Origin of the sequence: Parapedobacter koreensis, from assembly GCF_900109365.1 — a bacterium.
Lineage (GTDB): Bacteria > Bacteroidota > Bacteroidia > Sphingobacteriales > Sphingobacteriaceae > Parapedobacter > Parapedobacter koreensis.
Window position 1 is genome coordinate 387,278 of sequence record NZ_FNZR01000003.1, and the last position, 15,327, is coordinate 402,604.

General features: G+C 50.0%; 15 protein-coding genes. 11 read left to right on the top strand and 4 right to left on the bottom strand.

Annotation, left to right across the window (positions count from 1 at the left end; genetic code table 11):
- Nucleotides 1-9: 9 nt before the first annotated feature.
- The 3 genes from BMW65_RS09420 to BMW65_RS09430 are packed head-to-tail and all read left to right on the top strand — an operon-like array spanning nt 10 to nt 1,920.
- Nucleotides 10-636 carry a histidine phosphatase family protein gene (locus BMW65_RS09420; protein WP_090604855.1) on the top strand — a complete coding sequence of 209 codons (627 nt, stop codon included), beginning with the start codon at nt 10-12 and terminating at the stop codon, nt 634-636.
- A 17-nt stretch (nt 637-653) separates the two neighbouring features.
- Nucleotides 654-1,394: a menaquinone biosynthetic enzyme MqnA/MqnD family protein gene (locus tag BMW65_RS09425; RefSeq protein ID WP_090604857.1), complete on the top strand. Its 741-nt coding sequence runs from the start codon at nt 654-656 to the stop codon at nt 1,392-1,394.
- A 55-nt stretch (nt 1,395-1,449) separates the two neighbouring features.
- Entirely contained in the window at nt 1,450-1,920 is a 471-nt protein-coding gene (locus BMW65_RS09430) for a MarR family winged helix-turn-helix transcriptional regulator (protein WP_090604859.1), read from the top strand.
- On the opposite strand, the gene BMW65_RS09435 is transcribed toward BMW65_RS09430, so the two are convergent.
- Together BMW65_RS09435 and BMW65_RS09440 are read right to left on the bottom strand one after the other, a co-directional pair.
- Nucleotides 1,921-2,664 carry a ZIP family metal transporter gene (locus BMW65_RS09435; RefSeq protein ID WP_090604860.1) on the bottom strand — a complete coding sequence of 248 codons (744 nt, stop codon included), beginning with the start codon at nt 2,662-2,664 and terminating at the stop codon, nt 1,921-1,923.
- The gene (locus tag BMW65_RS09440; protein WP_090604862.1) at nt 2,661-3,245 is read right to left on the bottom strand and encodes a phosphatase PAP2 family protein; all 585 of its coding nucleotides are present in this window, start codon (nt 3,243-3,245) and stop codon (nt 2,661-2,663) included. Before BMW65_RS09440 ends, BMW65_RS09435 begins: the two co-directional genes overlap by 4 nt.
- Before the next feature lie 151 nt (nt 3,246-3,396).
- Between BMW65_RS09440 and glmM the strand changes: the two genes are divergently transcribed.
- Genes glmM through ctlX form a run of 3 tightly spaced genes read left to right on the top strand, consistent with a single transcriptional unit; the run spans nt 3,397 to nt 7,194 of the window.
- Nucleotides 3,397-4,779 (top strand): phosphoglucosamine mutase, encoded by a 1,383-nt coding sequence (gene glmM, locus BMW65_RS09445; RefSeq protein WP_090604863.1) that lies wholly within the window; start codon nt 3,397-3,399, stop codon nt 4,777-4,779.
- A 52-nt stretch (nt 4,780-4,831) separates the two neighbouring features.
- Nucleotides 4,832-6,277 (top strand): arginine deiminase family protein, encoded by a 1,446-nt coding sequence (locus BMW65_RS09450; RefSeq protein WP_090604865.1) that lies wholly within the window; start codon nt 4,832-4,834, stop codon nt 6,275-6,277.
- Complete coding sequence (gene ctlX, locus BMW65_RS09455) at nt 6,274-7,194, top strand: citrulline utilization hydrolase CtlX (RefSeq protein WP_245747583.1); 921 nt, start codon at nt 6,274-6,276, stop codon at nt 7,192-7,194. Before BMW65_RS09450 ends, ctlX begins: the two co-directional genes overlap by 4 nt.
- Here ctlX and BMW65_RS09460 read toward each other — a convergent pair.
- Complete coding sequence (locus tag BMW65_RS09460) at nt 7,169-7,624, bottom strand: YybH family protein (RefSeq protein ID WP_090604866.1); 456 nt, start codon at nt 7,622-7,624, stop codon at nt 7,169-7,171. The two genes, ctlX and BMW65_RS09460, sit on opposite strands and share 26 nt — an antisense overlap.
- 44 nt (nt 7,625-7,668) lie before the next feature.
- On the opposite strand from BMW65_RS09460, the gene BMW65_RS09465 reads away from it, so the two are divergent.
- The gene (locus tag BMW65_RS09465) at nt 7,669-8,223 is read left to right on the top strand and encodes a DUF1543 domain-containing protein (RefSeq protein ID WP_090604868.1); all 555 of its coding nucleotides are present in this window, start codon (nt 7,669-7,671) and stop codon (nt 8,221-8,223) included.
- Between the two features lie 15 nt (nt 8,224-8,238).
- Here BMW65_RS09465 and BMW65_RS09470 read toward each other — a convergent pair whose 3' ends face one another.
- Complete coding sequence (locus BMW65_RS09470) at nt 8,239-9,234, bottom strand: acyl-ACP desaturase (protein ID WP_090604869.1); 996 nt, start codon at nt 9,232-9,234, stop codon at nt 8,239-8,241.
- A 174-nt stretch (nt 9,235-9,408) separates the two neighbouring features.
- On the opposite strand from BMW65_RS09470, the gene BMW65_RS09475 reads away from it, so the two are divergent.
- From BMW65_RS09475 to BMW65_RS09490, 4 genes are all read left to right on the top strand, one after another.
- A complete protein-coding gene (locus tag BMW65_RS09475; protein ID WP_090604871.1) occupies nt 9,409-9,867 on the top strand; it encodes an NUDIX domain-containing protein in 459 nt (152 codons plus the stop codon).
- A gap of 75 nt (nt 9,868-9,942) precedes the next feature.
- Nucleotides 9,943-11,127, top strand: coding sequence for a glycosyltransferase family 2 protein (locus tag BMW65_RS09480; protein WP_090604872.1), 1,185 nt, complete (start codon nt 9,943-9,945; stop codon nt 11,125-11,127).
- A 115-nt stretch (nt 11,128-11,242) separates the two neighbouring features.
- Complete coding sequence (locus tag BMW65_RS09485; protein WP_090604874.1) at nt 11,243-12,514, top strand: Gfo/Idh/MocA family oxidoreductase; 1,272 nt, start codon at nt 11,243-11,245, stop codon at nt 12,512-12,514.
- A gap of 28 nt (nt 12,515-12,542) precedes the next feature.
- Nucleotides 12,543-15,320 carry a DUF1080 domain-containing protein gene (locus BMW65_RS09490; protein ID WP_090604875.1) on the top strand — a complete coding sequence of 926 codons (2,778 nt, stop codon included), beginning with the start codon at nt 12,543-12,545 and terminating at the stop codon, nt 15,318-15,320.
- Nucleotides 15,321-15,327 lie beyond the last annotated feature (7 nt).

Sequence of the window (15,327 nt, forward strand, 5' to 3'; positions counted from 1 at the left end):
GTATACTTCTTGGAAAAATTACTTTACATTATCCGCCACGGCCAGACCGATTTCAACCTGAAGGGAATTGTGCAAGGGCGGGGTGTTGATTCGCCATTGAACGAGATGGGGAGGAAGCAGGCCGAAGCGTTTTATGCCCATTATAAGGCCGAGCGTTTTAATAAAATATATACATCTACCTTGCTGCGCACGCATCAAACCGTAGCGCCATTCCTGAAAGAAGGCATACCCATGGAGCAATTGGATGGACTTGATGAGATCGGATGGGGGATGTACGAAGGCAAGGAGCAGACCCCGGAAATCATGGAAGGTTTTACCGACCTCATCATGCGGTGGCGCGACGGCGAATTGGATGTCTGTGTAGAAGGTGGCGAAACGCCCAACCAATTGGCAGCAAGGCAACGCCGGGCACTTAGCCACATCATTGCCACCCCGGAAGAGAAAAAGGTCTTGGTATGCATGCATGGCAGGGCCATGCGTGTATTCCTATGTTTGCTGATCAACCGGGATATTGCATTAATGGATGACTTTCCGCACACCAATACGGCGCTCTATAAAGTGTTATACGATGGGCGCGGGTTCGCCATAGAAGATGCGTATAATATCCAGCATTTGGACGGGTTACTTACGGAATAATTAGAACAAAGGTATACATGGAAAAAGTGAGAGTCTCTGCGGTATCTTATACCAATACGTTGCCGTTTATTTATGGGCTGCAGCATTCGGCGGTCATCGACCAGATCGCGCTTAGCCTGGACGTGCCGAGTATGTGTGCGCATAAATTAATCCACGATGAAGCCGACCTGGGCATTGTCCCCGTGGCGGCCTTGCTTGATCTGCCCAATGCCGAGATTATTTCCGATTATTGCCTGGGCGCGACAGGCGCGGTCAATTCCGTTTTCATTTTCAGCGAAAAGCCCATTGGCGAAGTGGATACGATTCGGTTAGACAGCCAGTCGAGGACCTCAAATGGCTTGGCGCAAGTGTTATTGCGCCATTATTGGAAGCGGGACGTGACGATACTGGCCGAGGGGGCGGCGGATGCTTATGTGGAAATTGGTGATCGCACGTTTGGGAAACAGCAGGCGCATTCCTATGCTTATGATTTGGCATTGTACTGGCAGAAATTTACAGGATTGCCCTTTACATTTGCTGCTTGGGTGGCTAATAAACCGCTGCAACCATCGTTCGTGCACGCGTTTAATGTAGCCCTTTCCTATGGATTGGCCCACCGGGATGTGATCATCGGACAACTTCCTCCCAGGCTTGATTTTGACTATCGTCAGTACCTCATGGAGCATATTGACTATCAATATAATGAAGAGAAAAAGAAGGCTGTGACCCTGTTTTTGAAGTTGATGAAAACATTGGACCATGCTCCCATCAGTTCGTAAAGCGTTCTCATTGATGCCGTTGAGGAATAAACAATAAATCAATAATTATTCAAAAATGAAAATCGAAGACGAGATTCAAACGCGGAAGTTCCGTAATGAACGGCAGAAGGCGACGATCAACATCGTATTCACCAGCAATTGGATTACGAGCATTTTGGAAAAGCGGGCAAATGCGCAGCAGATTACCTTGCAGCAGTTTAATGTCTTGCGGATATTGAGAGGCCAGCATCCCAGCCCGGTTACGAACAGCTTGCTGAAAGAACGGATGCTGGACAAGATGCCCGATGTATCGCGTATCATCGACCGTCTAGTGAGCAAAGGGATGGTCACCCGGGGTGTTTGCGATAGGGATCGGCGGGCTGTAGACGTCATGATTACCCAAAAGGGACTTGATACCTTGGCCGAATTGGAAGACAATATGCTGATGATGGATATCCTCCAAGAAAATATCAGCGAGGACGAATGCCGGATTCTTAATGAATTGCTTGATCGGCTGCGTGGATACCGGCCGCCGGCTGCCGGTTAATCAATGCACATGTGGGTCAAATAAGAAGTTTACGAGGGAAATGGCAATCCCCAAAGCCACAGCGATTATTTTCCTCCTGTTGAAATTGTGATGGTCCGCAGAGCCCGATTCAAAAAGAATCGTTGTGGAAATATGGAGGAAAATACCGATAACCACGGCCATGATCCGATCGAAATACTGCTCGATGTGGCCGATTTCACCAATGCTGATAGCCTGGCTGACCAGGTAACCCAAAGGTGTCATCGCAGCAAACACCGCCAACAATGAGATGATATACTGCCTGGAAAGGGAAGTGTGCAACAAGAGGCTACCCAATGCGAAAGCCGCAGGAATGTGGTGCAAAGCAATCCCGAAGGTAAGCTCATTTTGGTGGTGGGAAGCCAATGGCATCCCTTCCAAAAACGCATGTAAACACAGGCTGATCATGATTCCCAAAGGAAATGCGCCGCTCGGCTTGTGCAAGTGGTGGATATGCCCGTGCTCAATGCCATGGGAAAATTGCTCCAAACCCAATTGGAAAAGAAAGCCAAGGAGCACAAATAGACCAATGTATTCGCCGGACGAACTGTGTGTATGGTATACTTGGGGAATAAGGTGCAATACCGTGATGGAAAACAAATAAGCACCGCTAAAGGAAAGGATGAGCTTCAGTGCATTGGTATTATCACGTTTTACAAAAAATACCGATACGCCGCTCGCAAATGCGGAAACAAATAAAATAGCAATAATCAACGCAGTACTCATAATATATTAGTTGCCGGTAGGGGATTGGGGGTTATGAAACGGAAAATCAGGCCGGTGCACCAGCCGACTAGGCAGCCAAGGATAGCGCCGCCAAGAATATCCAATGGATAGTGTACTCCCACGTATATTTGGGCGAAGCTGATGATTGCGGCCCAAGCAAGCCCAAGCCATAGGATGGGCTTCCAGCGACGGTAAAAAACTAGGATAAGAACCATCGCGATGGCAAAATGGTTGGCCGCATGCGACGAGGTAAAGCTGTACCCGCTACCGCACCGCACACGGATGTTCACTTCTTCTTTAAACTCGATGTCATTGCATGGCCTGACCCGCTGGACGGATTTTTTAATCACGGAAGAAGAAAGCGCGTCTGCGATGCCAAACGTGATCAAGATGAGGAAAACAATGAGTACCCCTTTTTTTTTGTAGTTTTTGATACAGAAAATAATGATAAAGAGGTACAAGGGAGCCCAGGTATACGGATTGCGCAATACCGGCATCAGCCAATCAAAGAATGCATTGCTCCACCCTTGGTTGATAGCTAAAAAAGCTTCTTGATCTATGGAGATGAGTTGATCGATCATTTAAATTAAACAAAGTTGCAACAAAAGTAGAAATAAATTTGGATTTCCAATGATACGCCTGACAATTAAAAAATACAGCACAATATTCCTAATTTTATCGCCTCGAAAATAAACATTTGTAGCAAACAGACAGTAGCTAAAAAACAAGAAAATGACATTAATCAAATCCATCTCGGGTATCCGTGGTACCATCGGAGGGAAACCGGGAGAAGCACTTACTCCGGTTGATATTGTAAAATTTACTGCCGCGTTTGGCCAGTTTATCCGGCAAAAGACAGGTATCAACAAAATAGTCGTCGGCCGCGATGCGCGTATTTCCGGCGAGATGGTGCGCAACCTGGTCATTGGTACGCTCCAAAGCATCGGCATGGATGTGGTTGATCTGGGATTGTCTACGACGCCCACGGTTGAAATAGCGGTACCCCAAGAGGGGGCCGGTGGGGGGATCATCCTGACGGCCAGCCACAATCCTATCCAATGGAATGCACTTAAATTACTAGACGGGAGTGGCGAATTTATCAATGATGCGGCGGGACAGCAGGTGCTGGAACTGGCAGAAACCTTGGATTTTGATTTTGCAGACGTGCACCAACTGGGCTCGGTGGCCTATACGGATGGTTATTTGCAGCGACATATTGACCAAGTGCTGGCGCTACCTTTGGTTGATGCTGCAGCGATACGGCAGGCGGGATTCAAGGTAGCGGTGGATGCCGTAAATTCAACGGGGGGGATATTCGTACCGGCACTCTTGGAAGCGCTTGGTGTAGAAACGATATACCCGCTCTACTGCGAGCCGAATGGTGATTTTCCGCATAATCCGGAGCCCCTCGCTGAAAACTTAACCGACTTAGCCGCGCTCGTCGTCGAAAAAGGTGCCGACTTGGGGATTGCAGTAGACCCTGATGTAGATAGGCTCTGTTTCATGATGGAAAATGGGACGCTATTTGGCGAAGAGTATACGTTGGTAGCAGTAAGTGACTATGTGCTCCAGCATACCCCCGGGCATACGGTGTCCAATTTGTCCTCTACGAGGGCCCTGCGTGATGTCACGGTCAAGCATGGGGGGCAATACTATGCCGCCGCCGTGGGCGAGGTCAATGTGGTCACCAAAATGAAAGAAGTAGGTGCCGTGATCGGCGGTGAGGGCAATGGCGGCGTCATCTATCCGGCGTTGCATTATGGCCGCGATGCGCTGGTTGGGATAGCACTTTTCCTCACCCACTTGGCTAAAAGCGGCAAGCGTATTTCAGAACTGCGTGCCGGATATCCACCGTACTACATGTCCAAAAATAAAATTATACTCACCCCGGATCTGGACGTGGATGGCTTATTGGCCGCCATGCAAGAGCGGTACAACGATGTACCCCATAGTACCATTGATGGACTGAAGATTGACTTTGAGCAGGAATGGGTCCATCTGCGGAAATCCAATACCGAGCCGATCATCCGGATTTATTCCGAGGCTCCGACACCGGAAGGGGCGCTGGCCATCGCGCAGCGCATCATCCAGGAAATCGAAGCGTTCATTGGCTAAGTGCTTTCCAGCACCCGTTGAAATTTGTATATTGCCATTTTTGAAGATTGATATGGCTGTAGATGATAGCATACAAGTAACCTCTGAAACGGGTAGATTGCGGCGCGTGTTGGTGCACAGCCCGGATAGTGGATTGGGCAAGGTCGTTCCTTCCAAGGCGCAAGACTGGCTGTTTGAAGACATTGTGCACCTGGATACCATCCGGCGCAATGAATACGACTATTACGTTAAATTGCTGCTGTATTTTTTAGATGAAAGGAAAATCAAGGGCCGTTTGGCCCACATCGATGATCCGGCAAGCGAGCGGGCTTTTTATAAACCCGGCCATCGGGCTTTTTACCATTCCGAAAAAGTAATCGAATTGCAGGTACTGCTTACCGAAATACTGGAAAGTCCGTCGATCAAGAGCCAGCTTGTCGCTTCTGTTTGCGCTATCGAGGCGTGCAGCTACGAAATCCAGCAGGAAATGATGGGGTACACTCCGGCGGCATTGGCGAGGGTTTTCTTCAGTGGCACCTACAACGAAACGGTGCTTATCTTCCCACCGATTCCCAATTTCATTTTCACGCGGGACATCGGCATCGTCATCAATAATCACATTTTGCTCAATAAACCAAAAAAAGAAGCCCGGAAACGGGAAGCGCTGATTGCCAAATATATTTTCTACCACCATCCGATTTTTGCCGGATATAGGGATAGGATTATCGAATTGACAGATACCCAGCACCATTTTTTATTGCCCAAAGATTCGGCAGCAGAAAAAGTGACGCTGGAAGGGGGCGATGTGATGGTGGTGAGCAAGGATCACATCTTGGTTGGAGTGAGCGAACGCACCAGCCGGGAAGCCGCCGCACAAGTGGTTGCCCACTTGTTTGAACGGGGTGTTGTCAGCAAAGCGACCATCGTGAGGATTCCCAATAAACGGGATTATATGCACATTGATACGGTCTTTACGCAAGTAAAGAAAGACGTATGGGTGATGCTGGGCGACTTTTCCCGCGAGCGTACCAAAGGATTGCAGACAGACGATATCCATCGTGCATTACGTATCCAAACGCATAAGGCAGACCGGCTGGAAATCATCCAGTTTGAAAAAGCGGATACGGCGCACCCGCGTTTCTTTGAAAGCCTCGAAGATTTGCTTATCGATGTAAGCGTATCGGATTTGGGCTGTGCTGCCGAAGATGTGCGGATTATCCTATCGGGCAACGACGAGTTTCCATACGATGCACGTGAGCAGTGGACAGATAGTTGCAATTTATTGGCCCTCCGGGAGGGTGTGGTGCTGGGCTACGACCGGAATGACCGTACCACGGAAGCGTTCCGGATGGCAGGTTTCGACATCGTGGATGTGCGGACGTTGCTGGCCGATTTGGAGGCGGGCAGGCTGTCCGTTGATGCGTTGAATGACACATTGGTGCTGATGCCGTCAGCGGAGCTGTCCCGTGCACGGGGCGGTTTTCATTGCATGAGCATGCCTTTATTGCGAGACGAATGACCTTATTAATGATCCGCCCGGCGCATTTCGGCTACAACGAACAGACCGCCGTAAACAATGCATTCCAGCAGCCCGCAACGGAAAATGGCGAAGCGATCCAGCAAAAAGCTGTGCAGGAATTTGATACGTTTGTGGGGCTGCTGCGTAGCCACGGTATCGACGTGCTGGTTGTGCAGGATACGGCCTATCCGCACACACCGGACAGTATCTTTCCGAACAATTGGATTTCCTTCCACCAGGATGGCACCGTCGTCTTGTATCCGATGTTTGCCGAAAACAGGCGCTTGGAACGGAAGCAGCAGGTGCTTGATGAAATCGGCAACCGATTCCATGTCCGCCACCGGGTGGACTACACCGGACATGAAACGGAAGGGCGGTTCCTTGAGGGAACAGGTAGCATGGTGCTGGATCGGGTATATAAAATCGCTTACGCCTGCCGCTCTCCCCGTACAGACGAAGCCCTGTTGTTGGATTTTTGCGGGCAGATGGGCTACCGTCCGGTTATGTTTGATGCAACCGACAGCCGGGGAATGCCGATATACCATACCAACGTGATGATGTGCGTGGCGGATGACTATGCGGTAGTCAATTTGGAAAGCATTGCAGCGGTGGATAGGACGGTTGTTGTAGAGGCCTTGGAAGGCTCGGGGAAGGCTATCCTGCCCATCACTTCAGCACAGATGGATGCGTTCGCGGGCAACATGTTGCAAGTTGAAAACCGGGAGGGCGAGCGTTATCTAATCATGTCGTCACGTGCATATGAGGCGTTGCGCCCGGATCAGGTGGAGCGGTTGGTGGCGTTCAACCCGATTATCCACGCGCCGCTGGATACCATCGAGCGCCATGGCGGCGGCAGCGCCCGCTGCATGATAGCCGAGGTGTTCCTCCCCGTCAGCTCGAATGGTCGGCTACAATGACCCATTCGCCTTCGATCTTTTCAAACAGCAGCGTGAAATGTCCCGAGGCATTTCCGACAGTCCGCGTGAGTTGCCATTTGCCGAGCACAAAGCAATGGGTGGGCGATAGCTGTTTCACCTGCAAAATGTCAAAATGAAGCTTGCCCATGGCTGCGGTATCCGGATAGGTATTGGTATAACGGTCCAAGGTGTTTTGCCAGCCAAATACGGGGCCCTTGCTTCCGACGAACAATAGGCTATCATGGTGCCAATAGGTTTCCATGAAGGCGTAGATGTCTCCATTATTCCATGCGCTTTCCTGTTTTTCCATGGAAGCCCTGATGGCTGCTTCTGGCGTGGCGGGGGCGCTTGAATCCGTTGCCGTTGGATCGGCACAAGAAGAAACGGAAAGGAAAAGCGACACAATGACGAGTAAGTTTATGGCATTCATGCGTTGGTTTTTTTATCTTTACGACAAAGATAGTATTTTCACCCATGGATGCCACGCTATACATGTTGCTGCTGGGGTGCAAACCGGAAGGCAGGCACACGGAGCAACACGATGTTTTTTTCGGAATCGGAACTGCATTGAGTGATTTGGTGCCGGATATCAACGCTTTTTGGCCCGAAGCCCAAGGGAAAATCCATATCGACGCCTGGCGGACGGTTCGCTTTGTCGATGGATATACCATTACCGCCATCCCCAAGGACGAGGCATCGCAGCTCGGGGGATCACCGAAGTTGTTTTTCGTAAACCTGGGCGGCTACAAGGAAGGTGATTTCGAAGAATACCATTATAAATGCCTCTCCATCGCTGCGGATGCCGCCGGGGCAATCAAGCAAGCCAAAGAACAGACGTTTTGGAAGCATAACATTTCCTCCCATATCGATGATAAATATGGCATCGATGTAGACGATGTCTATGAAATAGGGGATGTACTTGCCCCGCACCTGAAAGAGCGGTATACGTTGGTGATCGAGAAAATCGAACAGGGAACACCGGATGAGCTGCATCCGGGGTACCTCAAGCTGAGCAAATTGGTTGGGTAATGCGTGCCCAACCCATTAGGCGTGTATCCACTTGAAGCTATAACTTTTTTCCGGTATTTTCATCCGGTCGGCCAAGCGCAGCAACCGATCAGGCAGCCGCATCAGGTAGTCCCTTGCGCGCTCACCGGCTTCATTAAGCTCCCGGATAGACTCTACCTGCCACTCCCGGAGCAGTTCCTTAAGAATATCTACGTAATCCACCGCCGTATACACACCAAGCCGCTGGGCAGCATCGGAAAAATGGGCAAAAGCTTCACCTTGGGGCTCACCCGATTGGCGCAGCAAATGGGCGGGCATCACGATTTTTTTGCGCATCATGTCTTCAAAGGCCAACATGACTTCGCTGGGATCCACTTCCATAGCTTTGGAGATAAATGACATGTAGGCCTTGGCGTGCCGTGCCTCGTCAGATGCGATGACACCGCACATTTTGGCCAGCAGTTTGTCGCCATCCTTCTTGGCAAATCCTGCTACGCGCCTGTGCGATACATTGGTGGCCAGTTCCTGGAACGATGTATAGATGAAATTGCGGTAAGGGTCATTGCCCGTGCCGATATTGATGCCGTCTTGGAGCAAGTATTGGGTAGATATCTCCATTTCACGCATGTTTACGCGTCCGGAGAGGTAAAGGTATTTATTCAGCAAATCACCGTGGCGGTTTTCCTCGGCCGTCCACGCCCGTACCCATTTCATCCAGCCGCCTTGTTCATTTTTGTTGACGTCTTCCACCATGGTCAGCCAGGATTCATACGTAGGCAACGCCTCTTCGGTAATGGTGTCGCCAATCAGTACGGCCACTAAATCATAGGATAATTCCCGTGCACTTTCCTGCAATTCTTTGACTTCCCGGAAAAAAGTATCCCGTGAAGCGTCGGGTAGCAAATCGGCAGGCTGCCACATTTCTTCCACGGGCTTCAGGTACTCACTCATTTCATTGAGCATGAATGGCTCCAAATACGCCATTACTTCCTTTCGTGATCCTTCGGGTATCTGTTGTGTTAGTGTTTGCATATTTCCTGCAAAGGTAGTCAAATACGCTGATAATCTTTTTTTAACAATCCGATTATATTTAAAATATGACAAGAATCATATTTTAAAGCGTATTTTTGGGCGTTTTAATCCTTAAATCAATAACGGATGAAGCCCCTTCTTGTTTGCAAAAAATGGTAATGGTCAAGCTTAACGATGAATAACTTTAGTATACGGGTATATGGCATCCTGATTAATGGAAAGCAGGAAGTGCTGATCAGCGATGAACGGGAATACGGCATGGAGTTCAGTAAATTTGCCGGTGGTGGGCTCGAATATGGCGAGGGACTGTTGGAAGGGCTCAGCCGGGAGTTTATGGAGGAATGTGGAACAAACATCGAAATCCTGCGCCATATCCATACAACGGATGTTTTCTTCAAATCCGCATTCAGCGACAGCCAGGTTATCGGGGTTTATTACTTGGTGAGAAACCTAGCACCCTTTGTCTGCCGGTTCAGTGAAAAACGCTTTGATTTTGAAGCCGGAAAAGAGCCGGACCAAGTGTTCCGCTGGGTGCCATTGGCTGAATTGAAAGCAGCCGATCTTACCTTCGAGATGGACAGGGCCGCTTGGCAGGTACTGGTGTCGGAAAAAAGCTACGGATTGGAATTTTAGTGGCATAAGCAGGGGGCTTTGGGGGCCAATGAAACCGATAATTGCATACATTCGCGCTGGTTTTGTTATGGATTGATGGAATATTTTTTTTGGATCGGCCTATTTCTTATCGTTTATACCTATATCGGTTATGGCGTTGTACTGTATGCATTGGTGGCCGTCAAAAGACGGCTAAGCGGAAAACGGCATGTTCCATACACCGAACCAAGCAGCCTTCCTTCGTGCTCCGTGGTGGTAGCTGTTTACAATGAAGCGGCCATCATCGAAGCGAAGATAGCCAATACGCTGGCCTTAGCCTATCCACAGGGAAAGCTTCATTATTTTTTCGTGACAGACGGGTCTACAGACGAATGCCCCCTGCTCATTGCCAAATACCCACAGGTCAACCTGCTGCATACCGACGAACGTAAAGGCAAGATTGCGGCCATTCATCGCGCCATGGAGCAGGTCACGACTGACATCGTCGTTTTTACGGATGCCAACACCTTGCTCAATGCCGATGCCCTTATGGAAATAGCCAAACATTATGCAGACGGGAAGATCGGTGCCGTGGCGGGCGAGAAGCGGGTATATTCGGGCAAAGAGGCAGATGCGAGTGCGGCAGGGGAGGGCTTCTACTGGAAATATGAATCTACGCTGAAAAAATGGGATTCCGAATGGTATTCCGTTGTAGGGAGCGCCGGAGAACTCTTCAGTATCCGCACCAAGCTGTATGAGGCGGTACCGCCGGACACCATATTGGACGACTTCATGATATCCATGCGGATCGCTGAAAAAGGATACCGCGTGGTTTATGACCCCAAGGCCTACGCAACGGAGATGGCTTCAGAAAACGTAAAAGAAGAGTTGAAGCGGAAGGTTCGGATAGCAGCCGGGGGAATCCAATCCATCGTGCGGCTCAAGGGATTGTTGAACCCATTCACCAATCCGGTGCTGACATTCCAATACATCAGCCATCGGGTGTTGCGGTGGACCATTACGCCGGTATTGCTACCCCTTGTCTTTGTCAGCAACGGCATGTTATACCTGAAAGGAGCGGGCGACCTATACACGGTCCTGTTTTATGGGCAGCTGTTTTTTTATACATTAGCATGCATAGGGTTCCTGCTCGAAAGGAAAGCGTTGAAAATAAAGGCAACGTTCGTACCGTATTATTTCTGCGTGATGAATTATGCCGTGCTCGCCGGAATTGTGAGGTACCTCAACGGACGGCAAAGTGCTGTTTGGGAGCGTGCCCACCGGAAACACGAAACGTTATAGTTTTATAACCTCTTTAAAAAGTCGGCCTGATCTTAAAGAAAAACATAGAAAGTTTTTGGTTTAATTAAGGAAATAATAAATTTGTGACATTCATACCGATTCGGAATCTCATCATATGAAAGAAAAAAATACATCCCGTCGGGAATTCATCAAGAAGTCATTACTGGGAGCAGCCGCGTTCAGTATTGTGCCCCGTTTTGTTTTGGGTGGCCCGGGTTACCTGGCGCCCAGTGATCACCTTACCAAAGGCATAATAGGTGTAGGATCTATGGGCCGGGGGCATTTTGAATATGCCGGCACCAAGACGGTGGCCATCTGTGATGTAGACACCCGGCACCTTGCTATTGCGATGAAACAACTTGGTGATGCTGGCGTCAAGCAATTTGCTGATTTCCGCGAGCTCATCCAACTGCCCGAGGTGGATATCGTCCATATTGCGACCCCTCCGCACTGGCATGGCCTTATGGCAGCCGAGGCGGCACGCATGGGCAAGGATATTTGGTGCGAAAAACCGATGACCCGGACTATTGGAGAAGGCAAGCGCGTCAAGGAGGCCGTTAAGCAACATGGGAATATTTTCCGCCTGAATACATGGTTCCGCTTTGAGTCCAATTTTTACGGGATGAACGTGCCGGTAAAACGGATTAAAAAGCTGGTGGACACCGGCATGCTGGGCTGGCCGCTTAAAGTGACCATTAGCAAGCACACCGGGTTTGATTGGAAATTCTATTGGGTGGGCCGTGAGAATTTACCGGTAGAGCAGGTACCCAGTGAGCTTGATTATGACATGTGGCTTGGCCCTGCGCCGTACAAACCATATAGCACACACCGTGTACATACCACATTCCGGGGATATTGGGATTATGACGGTGGTGGATTGGGCGATATGGGGCAACATTACATCGATCCGGTCCAATATTTCCTTAACAAAGATAATGAAAGCCCCGTTTCGGTAGAGGTGGACGCCCCCCAGCAGCATAGTGATGCCGTGGGCACTTGGCGCCGCATCACCTATACCTATGCCGATGGCTGCCAGATCATCCTTGATGGGGAAGGCAGGGATGTGGGCAAACCGTATATCGAAGGCCCGTTGGGAAATGTTTATCGCGGCTTTAAGTCGGATATTCCAGATATGGAACGCAAGCTGGCCGCTTTTCCGGATCCCGAGCCCCAAGTGACCGATTTTGTTGAAGCGGTAAAAAACCGCACAAAATTTGCGCTCAATGAAGAGAATGGCTACCGTTCGTGTACCATCGTCAATATGGGCTTAGTAGCTTTGCGGCTCAATAGGTCGTTGAAGTTCGATCCCGAAAATCAAGTATTTGTAAATGACGAGGCAGCCAATAGGCTGATAGATCAGCCCATGCGCGGTCCTTGGTCTATATAAAATCGTTCATATAAAACGCCATCATCCAATGAGAAAATCGATATATCCATTTTTCGTGCTGTTCGTGCTTCAGCTGACTGTACATGCGCAGGTAGACTCCAAGGTCGCTGATTTATTGGCGAAGCAACCAGCCGAAACGTCCAACAGCTTCCGTGAAGTGATGGCGCAACTCGAACGGTTTTCCGAGTCGGACATTTCAACGTTGCTTCGTCAACTAACCCCTCCCGGCAAGGGAGCTAACGCAGGCATTGAATATGCAGCCAATAGCTACAGCTACCATGTTTTGCTGGCCGGCAAAGGGGAGCAACGAGCCACGTTTGTGAAGGGTGCAATAGCGGCACTGGATGCGCTGACGGACAAAGACAATAAAGGATTTGTAATCCAACTGCTGCAGAACGCCGGGGATGACACGGCTGTGGATGCGTTGAAGCGTTATTTGAATGACGATCGGCTGAGCGAAAAGGCTGCCCGTGCATTGGCCAGGATCGGTACGGAATCCGCTGGCGCTGCCTTGTTAGCTGGTTTGCAGGATGCTACAGAAGTAGCGGCCGTCAATGTAGCCAATGCACTTGGATTCATGGCTTATCAGCCCGCAGAGCAACAACTGCTCGCAAGGGTAAGCACCGAAGCTATACCCTTGCGGAAAGCCGTGCTTTATGCGCTTTCGCGCGTCGGCAGCCCGGCTGCTGAACCCGCTTTGAGAAAGGCCGCGCAAGATGTAGGCTTTGTTTATGATGTAACCGATGCGACGGCCGCCTATGTGAACTATGCCTACCGGCTGGCTTCCATGGGAGAAACCGCAGCGGCCGAAAAAATTGCCTCACGCTTACTCCGGTCAGCAAAGCAGGATCAACAGGTGCATACCCGTGTCGCTGCTTTACGGCTGCTTACCCAAATCGATGGCAATAAACAGGTGAATGTACTGGTGAAGGGGACAAAGGACGAAAATAGCATATACCGGAGCACAGCGTTGGCCCTGTTGGCACCCTACCTCAATGAGCGGATTTCCTGGCAAATAGGCAGAGGAATATTTAAGGCCGATGAATCGGTGCAGGTAGCTATCCTTCGCTATTTTGGGGATCACAACTTGGTCTCGATGCTTCCCGAAGTCAGGAGGGCATTGGATACCGGCACGCCAAATGTGCGTGCAACTGCCGTGAACACGCTGCAAAAATTACTTGGCAATGAAGCTGCCGCCGAACTGATTGAAAGGCTTGGCGCAAGCGATGTGGAAACGAGGACAGCAATAAAGGAAGCACTGCTCATTTCGAAGAACAGCCAGTTGCCCACATTGCTTACAAGAGCATTGTCCACGGAAAAAGATTCGGCACTCCAAGTGCTGCTTATCGATCTGTTGGCCCAGCGTGGGGTCGGCGAAAGTGTGCCCCTTATCTTTGAAATTATACAAAGCGAGGCCCCTGTGGAAGTCAAAACCGCTGCGTATGCGGCGTTGCCACAGGTAGCCCGCCCCACTGATTTGGAAAAATTGATGGAGCTGCTTTTCAGTGCAAAGAGCGAGCATGTAGGCCCCGTCCAGCAAGCAGTCATCGTGGCGGTAAACCGTGGTAGGGACAGGATTGATCAAGTGCAACAGGTGGTGGCACGTTTCCAAAAAACCAATGCCGTTTCGCGGCCGCTTTTTTTTCCCATCTTATCGGGCATCGGCGGCGGGGAGGCATTGGCATTGATAGCCGACTATACCGATAATGCCGATCCGGGCATTCGCGGAGCGGCCACTACCGCTTTGGTGAATTGGTCAGGTGCTGAGGCATTGCCGAAATTAGTCGAGCTCAGTCGCAAGAAAGTCATGGACGCAGCCCAGCGGGATGCGGTGGTCAAGGGATTGATACGCGTCATTGGCATATCCGGTATTCCTGCGGAGCAAAAAGTGTTGCACCTCCGTGACCTGTTCGAGATTGTTGAGACCGCCGACCAAAAAAAGGCCATATTAAGTGCGTTGGAATCCAGCAAGACGTATAATGCCTTGATTTTTGCGGGTAAATACCTCGATGATGAACAGCTAAAATCCACCGCAGCCAATACGGTTATGAACATCGCCCTGGAGGACAAACGCTTTTACGGGCCAGACGTTACCCGTTTGCTGACTAAGGTGATGGCGCTTTTATCCGGCAGCGAGAGCAGCTACCTCCGGGAGGCTATCCAAAAACACCTGGATGAACAAACTGACCAGGAAGCAGGCTATGTCTCCCTGTTTAATGGCCGAGACCTCACCGGATGGAAGGGTTTAGTAGCTAACCCTATCCAGCGTGTGCTGATGCATCCGGATTCGCTGGCAATTGCACAGGAACAAGCAGACCAACTTATGCGGCAGGGCTGGTCTGTTGAAGATGGCGTATTGCAATTCAATGGCCATGGAGACAACATCGCGACGACAGAACAATACGCAAATTTTGAGCTATTCGTGGATTGGAAGCTTGCAAAAGAAGGTAAGGAAGGTGATGCTGGCATTTATTTAAGAGGTACCCCGCAAGTGCAGATATGGGATATATCCCGGGTAGATGTCGGTGCGGAGGTCGGATCCGGTGGGCTGTACAACAACGAAAAGAACCGCCGCCATCCGCTGAAGGTGGCTGACAATCCATTGGGCGAGTGGAATACGTTTCGTATTGTCATGATAGGCGATAAAGTGACGGTATACCTCAACGGCGAACTGGTAACCGACAGTGTTGTACTGGAAAACTACTGGAATAGGAGCTTGCCCATTTTTCCGATAGAGCAGATTGAATTGCAAGCACACGGAACGCACGTGTCGTATCGGGATATTTACATCAAGGAACTTCCTTGAGGTGGGC

Coding starts and splice junctions, on each gene's coding strand:
- BMW65_RS09470 (WP_090604869.1), bottom strand. CDS start 9,234: ATGCAAACACTAACACAACAGATACCCGAAGGATCACGAAAGGAAGTA.
- BMW65_RS09485 (WP_090604874.1), top strand. CDS start 11,243: ATGAAAGAAAAAAATACATCCCGTCGGGAATTCATCAAGAAGTCATTA.
- BMW65_RS09490 (WP_090604875.1), top strand. CDS start 12,543: ATGAGAAAATCGATATATCCATTTTTCGTGCTGTTCGTGCTTCAGCTG.
- BMW65_RS09465 (WP_090604868.1), top strand. CDS start 7,669: ATGGATGCCACGCTATACATGTTGCTGCTGGGGTGCAAACCGGAAGGC.
- BMW65_RS09460 (WP_090604866.1), bottom strand. CDS start 7,624: ATGAATGCCATAAACTTACTCGTCATTGTGTCGCTTTTCCTTTCCGTT.
- BMW65_RS09425 (WP_090604857.1), top strand. CDS start 654: ATGGAAAAAGTGAGAGTCTCTGCGGTATCTTATACCAATACGTTGCCG.
- ctlX (WP_245747583.1), top strand. CDS start 6,274: ATGACCTTATTAATGATCCGCCCGGCGCATTTCGGCTACAACGAACAG.
- glmM (WP_090604863.1), top strand. CDS start 3,397: ATGACATTAATCAAATCCATCTCGGGTATCCGTGGTACCATCGGAGGG.
- BMW65_RS09475 (WP_090604871.1), top strand. CDS start 9,409: ATGAATAACTTTAGTATACGGGTATATGGCATCCTGATTAATGGAAAG.
- BMW65_RS09435 (WP_090604860.1), bottom strand. CDS start 2,664: ATGAGTACTGCGTTGATTATTGCTATTTTATTTGTTTCCGCATTTGCG.
- BMW65_RS09430 (WP_090604859.1), top strand. CDS start 1,450: ATGAAAATCGAAGACGAGATTCAAACGCGGAAGTTCCGTAATGAACGG.
- BMW65_RS09440 (WP_090604862.1), bottom strand. CDS start 3,245: ATGATCGATCAACTCATCTCCATAGATCAAGAAGCTTTTTTAGCTATC.
- BMW65_RS09450 (WP_090604865.1), top strand. CDS start 4,832: ATGGCTGTAGATGATAGCATACAAGTAACCTCTGAAACGGGTAGATTG.
- BMW65_RS09480 (WP_090604872.1), top strand. CDS start 9,943: ATGGAATATTTTTTTTGGATCGGCCTATTTCTTATCGTTTATACCTAT.